Source organism: Paenibacillus sp. ALJ109b, assembly GCF_010747435.1.
Classification (GTDB): Bacteria; Bacillota; Bacilli; order Paenibacillales; family Paenibacillaceae; genus Paenibacillus; species Paenibacillus taichungensis.
The window spans coordinates 149679-165622 of record NZ_JAAIFP010000028.1; the positions used below are offsets into that span (position 1 = coordinate 149679).

19 protein-coding genes are annotated in these 15944 nt (G+C 44.7%); all 19 read right to left on the reverse strand.

The genetic code is table 11. The features are described from left to right. Window positions 1–21: 21 nt before the first annotated feature. A complete protein-coding gene (locus tag G3352_RS24825) occupies window positions 22–909 on the reverse strand; it encodes a MinD/ParA family protein (RefSeq protein WP_163760928.1) in 888 nt (295 codons plus the stop codon). Beyond that, window positions 906–2261 carry a flagellar biosynthesis GTPase FlhF gene (gene flhF / locus G3352_RS24830; protein ID WP_163760930.1) on the reverse strand — a complete coding sequence of 452 codons (1356 nt, stop codon included), beginning with the start codon at window positions 2259–2261 and terminating at the stop codon, window positions 906–908. The genes G3352_RS24825 and flhF overlap by 4 nt, the downstream gene beginning before the upstream one ends. After that, window positions 2258–4291 (reverse strand): flagellar biosynthesis protein FlhA, encoded by a 2034-nt coding sequence (gene flhA / locus G3352_RS24835; RefSeq protein WP_163760931.1) that lies wholly within the window; start codon window positions 4289–4291, stop codon window positions 2258–2260. The genes flhF and flhA overlap by 4 nt, the downstream gene beginning before the upstream one ends. A gap of 25 nt (window positions 4292–4316) precedes the next feature. After that, complete coding sequence (gene flhB / locus G3352_RS24840) at window positions 4317–5399, reverse strand: flagellar biosynthesis protein FlhB (RefSeq protein ID WP_163760933.1); 1083 nt, start codon at window positions 5397–5399, stop codon at window positions 4317–4319. A gap of 23 nt (window positions 5400–5422) precedes the next feature. Next, window positions 5423–6211 carry a flagellar biosynthetic protein FliR gene (gene fliR, locus G3352_RS24845; protein ID WP_063566399.1) on the reverse strand — a complete coding sequence of 263 codons (789 nt, stop codon included), beginning with the start codon at window positions 6209–6211 and terminating at the stop codon, window positions 5423–5425. Window positions 6212–6221: 10 nt separating this feature from the next. Beyond that, complete coding sequence (fliQ, locus tag G3352_RS24850; RefSeq protein WP_163760935.1) at window positions 6222–6491, reverse strand: flagellar biosynthesis protein FliQ; 270 nt, start codon at window positions 6489–6491, stop codon at window positions 6222–6224. A 25-nt stretch (window positions 6492–6516) separates the two neighbouring features. Beyond that, window positions 6517–7272, reverse strand: coding sequence for a flagellar type III secretion system pore protein FliP (gene fliP, locus G3352_RS24855; RefSeq protein WP_063566400.1), 756 nt, complete (start codon window positions 7270–7272; stop codon window positions 6517–6519). Continuing rightward, window positions 7269–7808: a flagellar biosynthetic protein FliO gene (locus G3352_RS24860; RefSeq protein WP_371121409.1), complete on the reverse strand. Its 540-nt coding sequence runs from the start codon at window positions 7806–7808 to the stop codon at window positions 7269–7271. Before G3352_RS24860 ends, fliP begins: the two co-directional genes overlap by 4 nt. Window positions 7809–7816: 8 nt before the next feature. Beyond that, window positions 7817–8182 carry a response regulator gene (locus tag G3352_RS24865; RefSeq protein ID WP_017689175.1) on the reverse strand — a complete coding sequence of 122 codons (366 nt, stop codon included), beginning with the start codon at window positions 8180–8182 and terminating at the stop codon, window positions 7817–7819. Window positions 8183–8210: 28 nt separating this feature from the next. Continuing rightward, window positions 8211–9473 carry a flagellar motor switch phosphatase FliY gene (gene fliY / locus G3352_RS24870; RefSeq protein ID WP_163760937.1) on the reverse strand — a complete coding sequence of 421 codons (1263 nt, stop codon included), beginning with the start codon at window positions 9471–9473 and terminating at the stop codon, window positions 8211–8213. Then, window positions 9463–10461: a flagellar motor switch protein FliM gene (gene fliM, locus G3352_RS24875; RefSeq protein WP_024630222.1), complete on the reverse strand. Its 999-nt coding sequence runs from the start codon at window positions 10459–10461 to the stop codon at window positions 9463–9465. Before fliM ends, fliY begins: the two co-directional genes overlap by 11 nt. A 39-nt stretch (window positions 10462–10500) precedes the next feature. Beyond that, window positions 10501–10959 carry a flagellar basal body-associated FliL family protein gene (locus G3352_RS24880; RefSeq protein ID WP_099853299.1) on the reverse strand — a complete coding sequence of 153 codons (459 nt, stop codon included), beginning with the start codon at window positions 10957–10959 and terminating at the stop codon, window positions 10501–10503. After that, a complete protein-coding gene (locus tag G3352_RS24885; protein ID WP_024630220.1) occupies window positions 10959–11180 on the reverse strand; it encodes a flagellar FlbD family protein in 222 nt (73 codons plus the stop codon). The genes G3352_RS24880 and G3352_RS24885 overlap by 1 nt, the downstream gene beginning before the upstream one ends. 66 nt (window positions 11181–11246) lie before the next feature. Further along, complete coding sequence (gene flgG, locus G3352_RS24890; RefSeq protein ID WP_076289510.1) at window positions 11247–12062, reverse strand: flagellar basal body rod protein FlgG; 816 nt, start codon at window positions 12060–12062, stop codon at window positions 11247–11249. A gap of 82 nt (window positions 12063–12144) precedes the next feature. Continuing rightward, complete coding sequence (locus tag G3352_RS24895; protein ID WP_163760940.1) at window positions 12145–12528, reverse strand: TIGR02530 family flagellar biosynthesis protein; 384 nt, start codon at window positions 12526–12528, stop codon at window positions 12145–12147. Next, entirely contained in the window at window positions 12525–13070 is a 546-nt protein-coding gene (locus tag G3352_RS24900; RefSeq protein ID WP_090895972.1) for a flagellar hook capping FlgD N-terminal domain-containing protein, read from the reverse strand. The genes G3352_RS24895 and G3352_RS24900 overlap by 4 nt, the downstream gene beginning before the upstream one ends. Before the next feature lie 19 nt (window positions 13071–13089). Further along, on the reverse strand, window positions 13090–14463 hold the full coding sequence (locus tag G3352_RS24905) for a flagellar hook-length control protein FliK (protein ID WP_163760942.1): 1374 nt from the start codon (window positions 14461–14463) through the stop codon (window positions 13090–13092). Window positions 14464–14505: 42 nt separating this feature from the next. Further along, window positions 14506–15441 (reverse strand): MotE family protein, encoded by a 936-nt coding sequence (locus tag G3352_RS24910; RefSeq protein WP_163760944.1) that lies wholly within the window; start codon window positions 15439–15441, stop codon window positions 14506–14508. A gap of 42 nt (window positions 15442–15483) precedes the next feature. Continuing rightward, complete coding sequence (gene fliJ, locus G3352_RS24915) at window positions 15484–15936, reverse strand: flagellar export protein FliJ (protein WP_163760945.1); 453 nt, start codon at window positions 15934–15936, stop codon at window positions 15484–15486. Between the last annotated feature and the right edge of the window lie 8 nt (window positions 15937–15944).

Genomic DNA, 15944 nt, shown 5'->3' on the forward strand with positions numbered 1-15944 from the left:
CCTGTTTCCTTTATTCAGAAATCATGTTGTCCGCTTTAGCCACTTTTTCATAAATCCTCTGATTCCTGTCAAGGTTTCGGATCCCGGAGCAGCAGGTACAGCCAAATAGTGATGTGCGAGTTTCAATATATCCCTTGAAGCTTTTGCATTCGGATATGCCAGACTGTATGGCACTTGCCTTTTAACTGCCTTTACAACCTGGGCATCTTCGGAAATATATCCAAGCAGGGGGATATCGATCTGTAAAAACCTCTTTGCCACTCCAGCTATTTTATCCGCCACCCGTTCCGCCTCTTGCTGGTCTTCAACCCGGTTAACGATCATCCGAAAGGGTGTGGCATTTTCCTGGCCATGCATCACTTTAACTAATGCATAAGCATCGGTTATCGAAGTCGGTTCAGGTGTGGTGATGATCAGGCATTCATCGGCTGCACCGATAAATTTCATGTTTTCTCTGGAAAGTCCTGCCCCGGTATCAAAAATGACATAGTCCATCTCCTGTGCAATCTCTTCAACTTGTCCAGCAAAAAACTCCAGATCTCGATCTGACAATGAGAACAATTCTTTCATCCCCGAACCCCCGGCGATATAAGGCAACCCGCTTGCACCAAGCTGTATGATTTCCTGTATGGATTTCTGTCGGTATAACAGATGGTACAGATTATAGGGAGATGAGGTTCCCATTAGGACATCGATATTAGCCATCCCTATATCTGCATCAAACACCAATACCTTCTGCCCCATTGCCTGTAAGCTCAGTGCAAAATTAAGTGTGAAGTTGGATTTACCAACCCCTCCTTTTCCACTGGCAACGGTTATGATTTTGGAGGAGCGTGAATCACGATCTCTTCCCTCCACTCCGTTAGGCATGGAGACCATACTTCTGAGTGAGGCTGCCTGGTCCTTCATCGTACAAGCTCTCCTAACAATTGTTTGGTCAGAGAATCCGCATCAGGTTTGAGTAGATCATCAGGCACATTTTGTCCGTTCGCCACATAAGCAAGTTTAAGTGGAAAACGATGCAGCAGGTTAAACATAGGGCCGTAGCTTCCGGTCTCATCCATCTTCGTAAAAATAACCTTATCCAGCCCATATTTACTGAAATGCTCCGTTATTTGAACCATATCGGCACTTTTGGAAGTCATGCTCAAAACCAAAAAAGTTTCACTATTTTCCACAGGCGCGAGTAAGCTTTGCAGTTCTGAAACAAGCAATTCATTTCTGTAGTTTCTTCCGGCTGTATCCATGAAGATCAGATCACATCCCTCAAGACGAGAGATCGCACGTTGTGTATCACCTGGGGATTGTACGACCTCAAGCGGGACATTTAAAATGGATGCGTACGTTCTAAGTTGTTCTACCGCTGAGATACGATAGGTATCCGAAGTAATGAACCCTACCTTTCGCTGTTTGTTGAACATCTGTTCAGCAGCCAGCTTGGCAATGGTCGTTGTTTTACCAACGCCAGTTGGCCCAGCTACATACACAATGCGTGTGGTTGGCAAAATGCCCACGTCGATACGTTTCTCCAAAAAATGTGATATTTCCAATTGAACTGCTTGAACGGCTTCTACTTCATCTAATTCTTTTTCAGAGAGATTCGTCTGAACAACCTCAAACCAAGATTCCCATACTTCTGGCCAAATGTCTTGCTCCATCAACCTTTCTCGAAGAGCATGAAACTCCTCTGATAACGGATCTGCCGTTGCTCCTTGCTTAGACAACTTGGTCATCATCAGTTTGAGCTCCTGCAATTCAGACATTAGTTGGCCCTGCTGCGGATCGTTCACCTGCTCCTGCTGCCCAGTGGCGGATGTTAAACCCGAAAAATCCGCCCCTTGCGGTCGCGGTTTATGCTCGATACTCAAAGAAGATCTGCCGTTGCTCATGTCTGAACCGAGTTTACTCGATTCAGACACAGCTGTGGCATCCGTAGTTTTCTCTTGCACATTTTTTTCAGCGATACTCGCAGCTGATTCATCAGAAGCAACGACAAACGGACGAGCCGTTTGTCGATATGCTTCAGGTACAAATGCACGAGGTACGGGTGGAAATTGGTTTTGCACTTGAGTTGTAGCCTGTTTTTTTTCTTCCTTATCTACAGCAGCTACAACTTCGATCCTTTTCTTACGGAACATCCCCAGCACCCCCCCCACCTTGATTTCCTTGGTGGACAGAATGACAGCATCACTTCCCAGGTCTTTACGAATTTGAAGCATAGCTTCGGGCATGGTCTCAACGACGTATTGTTTTACTCTCATAAGTTCACCACCCCGACACTTTGAATTTCAACATTCGGCTCCAACTCACTATAGGAAAGCACTGGTATATCCTGCATGGTACGTTCAATCACCTGACGCAGATACATACGAATGGTTGGAGAAGTTAATACAACAGGCTGCTGGCCCGACTGGATCAATCGATTGACTTGTTCAGTCAACTTTTGATATACACTTTGTGTTGAAACCGGATCCAATGCAAGATAACTGCCTTGATCAGATTGCTGTACACTCTCGGCAATTTTCTTCTCCAGACCAGGTCCAACAGTGATGACTCTAAGCGTCTCTCCTTTTTGGGAGAATTGCTGGGTAATCTGACGAGAAAGGGATTGTCTCACATATTCCGTCAGCACATCCGGGTCTTTGGTGTACGTTCCGTAGTCCGCCAGTGTCTCGAAGATTGTAACCATATCACGAATGGAAACTTTCTCACGCAACAACTTGGCGAGCACTTTCTGTACATCTCCGATGGACAGGACGGATGGGATGAGTTCATCCACTAGCGCAGCATAATTCTCTCTGAGATTATCCACGAGTGCTTTCGTTTCTTGTCTGCCAAGTAACTCATGCGCATGCTTCTTAATCAATTCAGTCAGATGTGTGGCTACAACTGAAGGAGGATCTACAACCGTATATCCTGCAAGTTCAGCTCTGTCTTTGGTTACTTCATCAATCCATAACGCTGGCAGACCAAAAGCTGGCTCTGTCGTTTCGATCCCTGTAACAGATTCTTCTTCATAACCCGGACTCATGGCCAGATAATGATTCAACAACAGTTCTCCGCCGCCAACAACATTACCCTTAATTTTGATGACATATTCATTCGGTCTTAATTGGATATTATCCCGAATCCGGATAACCGGAACGACTAACCCCAGTTCAAGAGCACATTGCCTACGAATCATAATGATCCGATCCAATAAGTCTCCACCCTGCTGATTGTCAGCCAGAGGAATCAAACCGTAACCAAATTCAAACTCAATTGGGTCAACCTGAAGAAGGTTGATTACACTCTCCGGACTTCTAACTTCTTCAATCTGCTGCTCCTCTTCCATTTGCTCCTCTGCCTCTTGCTTCTGATTCAGATTATTCTGCATCCTCCATCCGGCAAAAGCCAGCAAACCTGCAAGTGGCAACGTTGTAATAATATGAATCGGTGTGAAAAAACCGAGCATCGCTATTACAAAAGCTACAATATAAAGGAGCGTCGGGTATGTAAACAATTGTCCCGTAATGTCATCGGCCAAATTCCCTTCCGATGATGCTCTTGTTACGATAAGACCTGCTGCTGTAGATATCAGGAGTGCAGGAATCTGGCTTACCAGTCCATCCCCGATCGTTAACACAGAATAGGTAGACAGCGATTCTGCAAAATCGAGACCATGAACCGTCATTCCGATGATAAATCCACCAATGAGATTAATCAGGAGAATAATGATACTCGCAATAGCGTCTCCTTTTACAAATTTACTCGCTCCATCCATGGCTCCGTAGAAGTCAGCTTCGCGTTCAATTTTGGAACGACGTTCACGTGCTTGCTGCTCGTTGATCAGACCAGCATTCAAATCTGCGTCGATACTCATCTGTTTACCAGGCATCGCATCGAGGGTAAATCGTGCTGCGACTTCAGCTACACGCTCCGACCCCTTCGTAATAACGATAAATTGAACAACGACGAGAATCAGAAACACAATGAATCCAATTGCAATCTGTCCACCTGCTATCCAGCTACCAAAGGTAGCAACTACCGAACCTGCGTCTCCTTCTCCCAGAATCAGTTTCGTTGTCGATATATTGAGTGCTAATCGAAACAACGTCGTGATTAGCAACAATGCAGGAAAGATAGAAAATTGCAGTGCCTCTTTGCTGTTCATTGCAACAAGCAGTATCATCAGTGCAATTGAGATATTGATGACAAGCAACATGTCCAACAACCAGGTTGGGATCGGGAGAATCATCATCAACACGATGCCGATGATACCCGCAAGGACAGCTATATCTTTTGTTTTCAATGAATGTACGGCCTCCGATCCCTTGTTATTTCGTTCTGCCCTTTAATTTATATACATAAGCCAGCACTTCGGCTACCGCTTGAAACAAATCAGCCGGTATGGCGTCACCAATCTCGGCTCTCTGGAACAATGCCCGTGCCAGCGGCTTGTTTTCCATTGTAATGACACCGTGCTCTTTGGCAATTTCCTTAATACGCAAGGCGACGTAATCCTGACCTTTGGCTATTATCTGCGGCGCTTCCATCTCCGAGCCTTCATACTTAAGCGCAACGGCAAAGTGAGTCGGGTTGGTGATAATTACATCCGCTTTGGGAACTTCCTGCATCATGCGCTGAACAGCCATACGACGCTGACGCTCCCTGATTTTCCCCTTGATCAGTGGGTCACCTTCCATTTTTTTGTATTCGTCCTTGATGTCTTGCTTGGACATACGTATGTTCTTCTCATAATCGTACTTCTGATACATGTAATCGAATACTGCAAGTACCAGGAGCGCTACGGCAATTTTAATTCCCAAGCTTAAGGTAATCGAAGCAGCAAAATGAAGAATCGCATCCAGTGAAAAATGTGACAGTGAAGCAATGTCTGATTGGTAACTTGTGATTGTACTGTAAACGAGAAAACCGATAATTGACATTTTCAGAATCGATTTAGCGAATTCCACCAAAGAACGAAGAGAAAAAATATTTTTGAACCCTTTTATCGGATCCAACTTCTCAAGTTTTGGCTTCAAACCTTCCCCTACAAGAAGAAAACCAACCTGCATGTAATTAACGATTAACGCAACAAGTACCGCACCTAGCAAAGCAGGAGCAAGCAACAGCATTACCTCGATACCATATCGCATCATCAGAGCGACAACATTCTCCCCGGTGATCTCCATACTCAGTCGATTTATGAAGATGTCCGTAAACAGTCGAACTATTCGTTCTTTATAAAAGTTACTGAACATCATCATAATCAAAAACGTGAATAGGAGAATGGATGCGCCGGACAGCTCCATACTTTTGACAACCTGTCCTTTTTTTCGCGTATCCTGTCTTTTTTTCGGGGTAGCCTTCTCTGTTTTTTCCCCCGCAAACATCTGGAGGTCGAGTTGATATTTCATTCGAATCTTGTCCTCCGTTTCACTCAGCCCGGCCTCTGTCCAATGGTCCCAAGCAAGTTTTCCATGGATCTGAACATTACTTCGAACAATTGACTAAACACAAAGGCAAAGCTGGGAACCAGCAAAAGCAAAATAGCAAGCCCTACGAGTACCTTAAGTGGCATTCCGACGGCAAATACGTTGAATTGAGGAGCCGTCTTCGCTAAGAATCCCAATCCTACATCTGTCAAAAATAGAGCAACTACAATCGGCGCAGACATCTGAAAAGCTAACATAAATGATTGACCTAAGGTACGCACCAAAAATTCAGCAATACTTCCATCTGCCAATCGTAGAAAGAATACATTCGACAACGGAATCCAGCGATAACTGTATACAATGGCATCGAGCAGATAATGATGTCCATTCATTGTCAGAAAGAGCAATACCGCAAAAGCATATTTGAAGTTACCTGTAAGCGGTGCAGAAGCACCTGTCATTGGATCATATACGTTGGCCATACCAAAACCAATCTGAAGATCAATAAATGTTCCTGCGGTCTGTATAGCCGTCATTAACAGATAAGCAACAAAGCCTAAGAGCAAGCCAATCAATATCTCTCGGATAACCAGCAGGATATAACTCAGATCTGTAGGTACAACCTGGTCTATGCCGTATACCATATACACAGTAAAGGTTACAAATGCCGATAAGCCAATTTTAAGAGAATTCGGCACATTCCGAGCCGAGAAGACCGGCGCAGTTACAAAAAATGATGCTATTCGACAAAACATAAGCAGAGCGACAGGAAAACTTTGCAACAATGTCTCCATCTGCAGCAGCCTACCCTATGTATCTGTATAAATTATCGAGAATGTTAAACGTGAAATCGACCAGTATATTCAATATCCAAGGACCAAACAAAAGTACTGCCAGAAGTACGGCAATGATTTTAGGCACAAAGGCCAGGGTTTGCTCCTGAATTTGAGTGGTTGCCTGAAACACACTGATAATGAGTCCTACAACCAGAGCTAGAATAAGCATGGGTGCGCTGGCCAGCAGTGAAGTATAGACCGCTTTCCCGGCCAGACCGATAATAAACTCCGAAGTCATGACCGTCCTCCTTTAATATGCCGGCTCAAGTGTTAAAACTCAGCAACAGTGACTTCACGACCAGATACCAGCCATCGACAAGTACAAATAGCAGAATTTTGAAAGGTAATGAGATCATGACAGGTGGAAGCATCATCATCCCCATAGCCATGAGTGTACTCGCAACTACAATGTCTATAACCAAGAAGGGAATAAAGATCATGAATCCCATCTGGAATGCTGTCTTCAACTCACTGATTGCATATGCCGGTACCATCACAGTAATCGGAATATCCTGGTATGTGCTGGGCTTTTCGGTTTGATTGTACTTCATAAACAGCAATAGGTCTTTCTCCCTAGTGTGGGAGAACATAAACTTCTTCATGGGATCCGCAGCTTTTTCCAACGCTTCGGTTTGTGTGATGTCTCCCTTGAGATAGGGCTGGAGCGCTACCTGATTGATGGACGACAACGTTGGTGACATGATGAAAAGTGTTAGAAAAAGTGCCAAACCGACCAGCACCTGATTGGGTGGCATTTGCTGCGTACCCAAGGATGTCCGCACAAAACCGAGAACGATAACAATCCGGGTAAAGCTGGTCATCAGTACCAGCAAGGCTGGTGCGATACTAAGTACCGTGATCAGCAGGATAATGGACAGTGAACTCGTGCTTGGTGTGCCCCCATCCCCGTTTCCAATTTGAATATCAATATTCGGAATTGGTTCTGCAAAAGCAACAGTGACGGATGCTAGACTGATGAGTCCTATGAAAAAACACGCTAACCAAATCTTTTTCTTCATGAATCCCTCGACCGATCTGTAGTATTGTCTTCTTCCAGAACCTTCTCCATCTTCTCTTTACGGTTAGGCATCTGCCGAAGTTTAGATTCAAACAGTTCGTGAAAAGAGGTTGTATCCTCGAGTTCCATCTCCCGCGGCGGTTCATCTTTGCGCAATCGGGCTGCCAGTTTTGCAATGAGAGGCGAAAGGCTCCCCTGTTGTGCTGAAGCATCCCGTTCAAATGAATCAATGATACGCTGTGCCTCTTCAAGATCCGAAACCTTATCCACCAGCTGTATGTCATCACCCACACCGAGTAGATAAACGCTACCGCCAATTTCTATAATTTGCAGCGACTTGTTTGGTCCCAGTCCGACTCCACCCAGAATACGAATTGTGCCGTTCCGGAACCATCGCTGATTCCGTTTGTTTAGAAAACGAATCAGATAGACTATAAGAACCAGAATGACGGCCAGGACAACAATCACCCATACAAGCTGAAAATAATAATTGACTCCCGTGCCAACATCATCTGGAATCTTATCCTGAGCCATCATCATGTCTCTTAAACGCCCAGCGTTTTGCTGATTGCTTCGATAACCCGGTCAGATTGGAACGGCTTCACAATGAAATCTTTAGCTCCAGCTTGGATTGCATCAATAACCATCGCTTGTTGACCCATCGCAGAGCACATAATCACTTTTGCGTTAGCATCAATTTTTTTGATTTCTTTCAAAGCTGCAATACCATCCATCTCAGGCATGGTAATATCCATTGTGATCAGATCAGGACGAAGCTCCTTAAACTTCTCAATTGCTTGTGATCCATCCTGTGCTTCGCCAACGACCTCGTATCCGTTTTTGGACAAAATGTCCCGGATCATCATTCTCATAAATGCAGCGTCGTCCACGACTAAAATTCGGTTTGCCATCTTGATTCAAGTCCTCCCTAAATTGTGCTTATTGTAATTTCTGAATTCGGTCCCATTGGCTTACGATATCTATAACACGAACACCAAAGTTTTCGTCGATTACGACAACCTCACCTTTGGCAATCAACTTGTTATTCACCAAAATATCGACAGGTTCACCGGCCAGTTTATCCAGCTCGACAATTGAACCTTGTGACAGTTCTAAAATATCCTTAATTTGCTTCTGGGTCCTTCCTAATTCTACGGTGACTTTAAGGGGAATGTCCATCAATAAATTCAAATTGTTTTCGTCTACCTGGCCGAACGCCCCATTTTGCAAATTGGCGAATTGAACCGGTTGTACGTTTACATTCCTATTCGGCACACCGCCGTAATGCTGCGGTACACCATAAGGTTGCTGCGGAGGCATGCCATAAGGCTGCTGTGGCGGCATTCCTTGCGGCATCCCCATCGGAGCCTGTCCATAGCCATTATAATCTTGAACAGGCGGCTGTTGTGCCTGTGGCGGTATCTGTTGCTGAACCGGAGGTTGCTCAGGGGCAACAGGTACTGCTGCCGGTACTGGCTCTGGTGTAGACGCAACTGGTGCACTAGCAGTAGACTCTTGGGCTCCTCCAATCAACATCTCTACCATTTCTTTGGCAAAGTGGACTGGAAGCAGCTGCATGAGATTGGAATCAATCAGATCGCCAATCAACAGACGGAACGATACTTGGATCAACGTCTCATCTTCTGGAAGATTGCTGACTCCCTCGCCACTTTCCATATTAAGAATATCAATTCCAGGAGGAGAAATATTCACGAAACGGTTAAAGATTGTGGACATGGAAGTAGCAGACGAACCCATCATCTGATTCATCGCTTCTTGTACTGCACTGATATGGATTTCATTCAGTTCTTCATCAATCGGATTTCCTTCGCCACCAAGCATCAAATCGGCTATGACTTGAGCATCCCGTTTTTTGATGACTAGCGAGTTGATCCCTTCAAATCCATCCACATAATTCACATGGACTGCAACGTGGGGCTTAGGAAATGCTTCATCAAACTGTGTCCGACTGATGATGGATACCTTAGGTGTTGTAATATCTACTTTTAGACCTAATAGCGTGGACAAAGCTGTCGCCGCGCTACCAAATGTAATGTTACCAATCTCCCCCAAGGCATCCTGTTCCAGCTCGGTCAAAAAATCATCAACTGTTTTCACAGCCGGTTCCGAACTGTTCATCGATTCCGATTGTCTGAGCAAAGCATCGATTTCTTCTTGGGATAAATAATCCTTACTCGTCAAATTCTTCAACTCCTTCGGTGACAATCTTGTCTATTTGCACAGCCACACGATCCTTGATCGTTCCCGGGCTACCCATATACTTCAGCCTGTCTCCAACTTTAATGGACAGTCCCTCATCAACGGGTTTGTTCAACGTAATGACATCGCCAACAGACAGACCCAAAAATTCAGCAATTGAAATTCTGGATTCTCCCAACTCCGCAACGACGGGCAATTTGGCTTTGTTCACACGCTCTTTGAGAGCATCATATTCTTCAGGAGCTCTCGTCTTTTTCTCCGAAACAAACCACTGATGAGTCGACAACCGGGACATAATTGGTTCAAGAACGACATGCGGGATACACAAATTGATCATGCCTGTGGTGTCACCGATTTTGGTACTCAGTGAGATCAAAGCAATGGTCTCATTGGGGGATACAATCTGCATAAATTGCGGATTGGTCTCCAGTGCTTCCATCCTTGGAGAAATATCCAACACAGTCTTCCATGCTTCCTGCAAACTCTCAAACGCACGGCTGAAAATCCGCTCCATAATCGTCGTCTCAATTTCCGTCATCGATGCGATCTTTGTCGGTGCATTTCCTGTTCCGCCAAGCAGACGATCCAGCATTGCATAACCCACGTTGGGATGAACCTCCATCACCATCCGTCCCTGTAATGGCTCCGCCTCAAATATGTTCAATATCGTCATCTTCGGAATAGAACGGATAAACTCGTCATAAGGCAGCTGTTCAACCTGAACGACATTGATCTGAACGAACGTCCGCAGTTGGGCTGAAAAATAAGTGGTGAGAAAGCGTGCAAAGTTTTCGTGAATACGGGTCAAGCTTCGAATATGATCTTTGGAAAAACGAACCGCCCGCTTAAAATCGTACGATCTAATTTTCTTTTGAGTTTCTTCCTTTTTCAATTCCTCGGCATCCATCTCACCAGAGGAAAGGGCAGCTAATAGGGCGTCAATCTCATTTTGTGATAATACATCCACCATGTTCTCACCCCCTTACAGATTTACAGCGTGTTCTGTTCATTATATTGGTGCTGTCAAAAAAGAAGAAAAACTAGTGCTGGTCAGCTTACCTTCTGGTAAAGCTTCATTAATAAGCTCAGTCAATTTTTTATTAAATTGAATGCGACCTTTCGCTGTAGCTAGTTCATCAGACTTGGTATCCGCAAAAGTCTGGATGATAATAGGCTTCACCGTGATTTCCTTGATTTTCTCAAAATCTTCTTTAGCCTTTTTGTCGGACAATTTGAAAGAAAAACTTACAACTACAATATGGTCTATATCAGCCAAATTGGTTTTAATTTCTCCAAGCTCTGAGGAAACTGCAACAATCTCATCCGCAGTCATCTTCTTCTCTGCCGCGGCTGCCGTATGTGTATCAATCTTATTCCCGTTCTGTCCTTGCATAAATACAAACACAACCACCACAATAAGTGTTATAGCTAGCAAGCTTGTTGCAAGCCAAGGCAACATCTTTTTCATCAGGACTCCTCCGTTTGCTGCACTTTAATAGTGGCTGCCTGAACCCCGATTTCACGGTTGTAATCTTTAATTTTGGAAATAACCTCATCGGCTTTCTCAAGCACAATAAGTCTCTTTCCGGTTACCAGAGTAATATACGTGTCTGGTGTCTCTTCCACAATTTCAACCATCAGCGCATTTAACCACATGGGAGAACCGTTTAACCGCGTAACCGAAATCATGCTAAGCCCCCTCGATCAGAGTGGAGGAGCAGGCTCCCCCACGCATTAAAAATTACTAATCAGTTATTAACGTTTCAGGTTAACAACTTCTTGAAGCACTTCATCGGACGTTGTAATAATCCGTGAATTCGCCTGGAATCCACGCTGAGCCACGATCATCTCTGTGAATTCTCCAGTTAGATCCACGTTGGACATTTCAAGTTGTCCTGCAATAACGGATCCTGTACCAAATTCAGTACTATTGGCAGTGACAATTTCAAATTCCCCATCAGCATTGGCATTTGCAGTAATGCGATACAAGTTGCCACCGATTTTTTCCAGACCTTCCGGATTTGTTACTTTCCCTATGCCGAGTTGTGCTCCAGCTTCAGTTGTTCCATCATCCATCGTCTGGTTGATAATTCCATCTTGACCAATCGTGAAAGAAACGACTGTTTCGTCCAATGTGATAGGTTCTCCACCACTATCAACAACGAACAGACCATCGGATGTCACGAGGTTACGGTTAGCATCCACATGGAAATCTCCTGCACGGGTTAAAAAAGGAACTTCTTGTTCCCCACCAAGGGTAACTAGGAAGAAACCATCACCATTTAGACGCAGGTCGGTTGGATTATTAGTTGTCATTGGGCTGCCTGCGAGATGCAGCGTATCAATCGATCCCACCGATACACCCAAACCAATCTGCTTTGCATTTACACCACCGTTTTCATCTCCTGGCGCTGTTACCCCCGCCGTTGTTTGGCTCATAATATCTTTGAACATGACACGGCTACCTTTAAAACCAACCGTATTCACGTTCGCAATATTATTACCGATAACATCAAGTTTCGTTTGAAAACCCCGCATCCCGGAAACGCCTGAGTACATTGATTTCAACATTTTTTAAAAATCCTCCCAGCCTTAGTTTGGTTACCGCGTCAGTCGGTCAGCGGCATTCCGGCTCCCGAGAAGGGCCAGCCGGTCAAGAAATGATTACAGCACTATCAATCTGGGTGAATACATTATCCTTCATGCTTTCACTATCCATGGCTGTAACAACAGTACGATTTTTGACATTAACGATAAAAGCCATATCTTTCATCAAAATCAAGGATTCCTTGGCTCCTTTGGCAGCAGCCTTATCCAGTGCAGTTCCAATCTGCTGCATCTGCTCAGTCTTGAGTTCAATACCGCGCTGTTCCAACCTTTTGGCAGCATGATTACTCAATTTCAGGAGGTTGTCTTCCAACACCTGTGCAAAAGGGCGTTCAGGTACATTGGATGCTTCTCCCGCTTTGGAGCGGTTAAGCAAATTGGGTGTAATTGGACCTGTGTACAGTTGGCCTACTGTTATGCGGTCACTCATAACATGTTTCCATTGTCTTCAGGCTGTGCTGATGGTTCTGGTTCCTTGGTTTCGTTCGTTACAGTTGAATCTGCAGCGTCCTGAACTGGAGTTTCATTTTCCTCAGCCTGTGTTGGATTAGTTACTTGAATAATTTCATCCAACTTGATTTCGTCATTGCCCACTTTTGCGTACTGAACACCATCTCTTACGATAATGGAATCCACAATACCCTGACGGAGGGTTCCGTTATCCTCTTTATTAGAAGAAAGCCAACTGATCTCGCGGCCAATCATGCCCGAAACTGTCCCAAGAGACTGATTCAAAGTCTTTAGCTGAGAAGAGATATTCACCAGTTGTTCTACCGAACTGAACTGAGCCATCTGAGCGATAAATTCCTTATCTTCCATTGGCTGCATCGGATCCTGATTTTGTAGCTGAGTGATCAATATTTTAAGAAACTGATCCTTGCCCAGCTCTTTTGTTGCAGCGCTTGTTGTGGCTTTATTCGCTGCCGAATAGTTAGGCCAGGTGTTATTGGTAGAAATCGCTTCATTAGCCATATTTTCACCTCATTTCTGTTTAAGCTTCAGCTGTAAACGTGTCTCTCCGCAGGTCGTTGCCTTCCTCATGTTCACTGCGCCAGTTGCGCAATTCTTCCTGGAGAGTTGCTGTAGTTACAGCATCATCCGATTGTTCTTCACGTTCACGTGAGCGACGTTGCTGCTGAGAATTGCTTCCAGGCTGGCGTCCCCCATCCTGGTACATTTGTGAACCAAGTGAGCTGTTCTGAGTAACTTCAAGTCGTTCCACTTGAATGCCTTGAGCTTGGAGAGAGCTACGCAGTTGCATCATTTGCTGTTCCAACATGTCTTTCGCCATCGTATGCTCGGTCATAAAACGTGCAACCAATTGTCCGTTTTGCAAAGTAATCTGCACATCCAGCTTACCCAGATGTTCTGGACGTAGTGAGATAGTCGCTTCCGAAAACCCCTTTTGTTGCACAATATCCAATTTATTCACAACAAACTGTGTCATCTCTTTTGCAAACTGGGAGGCTTGCATGACAGGTTCAGCTGGTTTACCTGCTGATGTACCTGATGAACGTAAGGACAACTCTCCTGCCGTAATGATACTTGAATGGTCCACTTCTCCTACTTCATTCGTTGTTGGTACTGAATCCGTTTCAACTGAAACTTTAGGTCCAGTATTTGAAGCGGCCGCAACAAGAACTTGTGATGCCACTGAGTCTTGCTTGGACGTTTGATTTGTTGGAGTCACTTGCACAGCCTGATCCTTAGCCACTGCTAATGTATCCAGAATGGATTTAAGTTCAGTCCACCCTTTGTTAAGACTGGTGTCAACGCCAGCATCTTGCAACTGACTTTGAAGAGATTGAAGCAAATGCTTGAATTCTGGAGCGTTCTTGACAACAGTACTATCAGGCTCATTCATACCCGCAATTAACTGTGTAAGCACATCCTGTAATACGAAGCGCACTGCTGCTGGATGTTCCGCCAGATCAATTGCTGATGCTGCATTTCCCGCTTCAATTGCAGGCTCATCAGAACCTTCGGCTTGAATACCAGGATTAGCATCTAATTGAGCGTACATCTGCTGAATCAGACTTTGTAAATCAGCAAGTAGTGACGGATCATTTTCCAAAGCTTCATCTAGCGAATCCAAATCTGCGAATAACGAACTTAAAATATCGGTGATCGATGTTTGTTCCCCTTCTTCACTAGATGCAAAGGTAAACACTAGTGAATTCGCTGTTAAGCTCCCTGCTGCAGCCGAGCTGTTCTCCGCCGTTGCACCACCATTTAATGATTGGGCAAGAGTTTGCAGAAAATCACCGCTTCCAGCAGTTGCCCCTTTGGATCCAGTTCCAGCTGTCGGAGCTGCTCCTGTTGTCTTGGCGGATGATGTGGATGTCATTTGATATACAATCGACATTTGTTTTCACCTCCTCTCCGTAGTAAACAGACGCTACTAATCTTACTTGTTACCCATTAATTTATTTAATATTTTTGCAGTTTCAACCGAATTTTCAGTCGACATATTTTCCAGCAATTGAGATCGTGTAGCATCGTCGACAGAATTCAAAATGGTCAAGGTTTTGTCCGGACTCAGCTTGTATGTTTCGAGCAACAGCTTGGCTCCACTAGAAGCTGACATGGAAGCAAACGTTTGACTAAGCTGATTTTTATCCAAGTTTTTGGAATTGGTTGTAGACGCCGTTGATGTCGTTGCAGTCTCTTTCTTTAAGCGGGATTGCAGCGCATCCAGGGCCAGATCACCCGATGGTTTTGCATCCTTCATCATCATCGTGACATCAGCCGCTATTTTCGGGTCCATCTTCTCCAATACCTTGGTTCGTGCAGCCGATTGCATCACACTAAGAAGCAACACCATCTCTTCATTCGTCATATTTTGCAAAATCGGTGCGGCCTTACTGGGACTCATGTCCGCATACATCTTCGCCAAATCTTTAATTTGTTTCTGATAATCAGACTCGGTCTCTGGATTCTGCGCAGCGGTTTCAGCCGCTTTTTCCGCATCATCTAATTTCTTTTGTAAATCGCTTGCTTTCTTCGCCTCTGTGGTCGTGGCATCCTTCGCTGCTTTGAGTTCTGTTTCTTTCTCGCTTACTTGTGCCTTCAGCTTATCTATTGTCGCTTCTGCACTCTCGACCTGCTGCTCACTCTTCTCCAGTTTCTTTTTCTCTGGATCTAGCACAGGATCAGGTACCCAGTCCTTCACGACAGGTATTTTGTTAGCTACATCAAGCAGGTTGTTGCGAATATCTACATTAAATAGAGTAAGCAATACACCTAACAAAACCACAGTGAACACAATTGGGATTGAAATCATCAGAAACTTTTCCCAACCACCGCTCGACTCTTTTTCCATATCTGTGTCTTTAACAGCCATTGTTCTTTCCTCCTTCACGAGACAACTTCGCGTCCGGCCACATCAATTCGCGCGTCCGGCTTTGGCAGCGAAGCGTACAGTAGCCATCTCGTCCAGATCGTTCTGTTCCCGGAGGAGCATCTCCTGCTGAAATTTGATTTTGGCCTTGTCTCTCGCCCCAAGCCATACTTTTTCGTCCATCATTTTGCCGTTCAGAAACGTCTGATTCCGTTGCACATTGACCTCAGCATGTCTGACATCACTACTTTTGCGTGAAATGCACTCGTCAAGGTGATGGACATACCGCTGCATCTCTTGCAAGCTGGATACGGAAGCCGTACTTTCCGTAGCGGATTGAATGACAGCTATCAGTTCCTTTTTATCATTCAATAGTTGTAAAAGATGCTCTTCCTCAGTCTGAAGTTTCCCGATGGCTGTGGATAACATCCACTCCGCTTGCGTTTTTTCATTGCTTTTCAGGTCAACAACCTTCTGGAAATGATATCGAAATTTCATCGTCTACC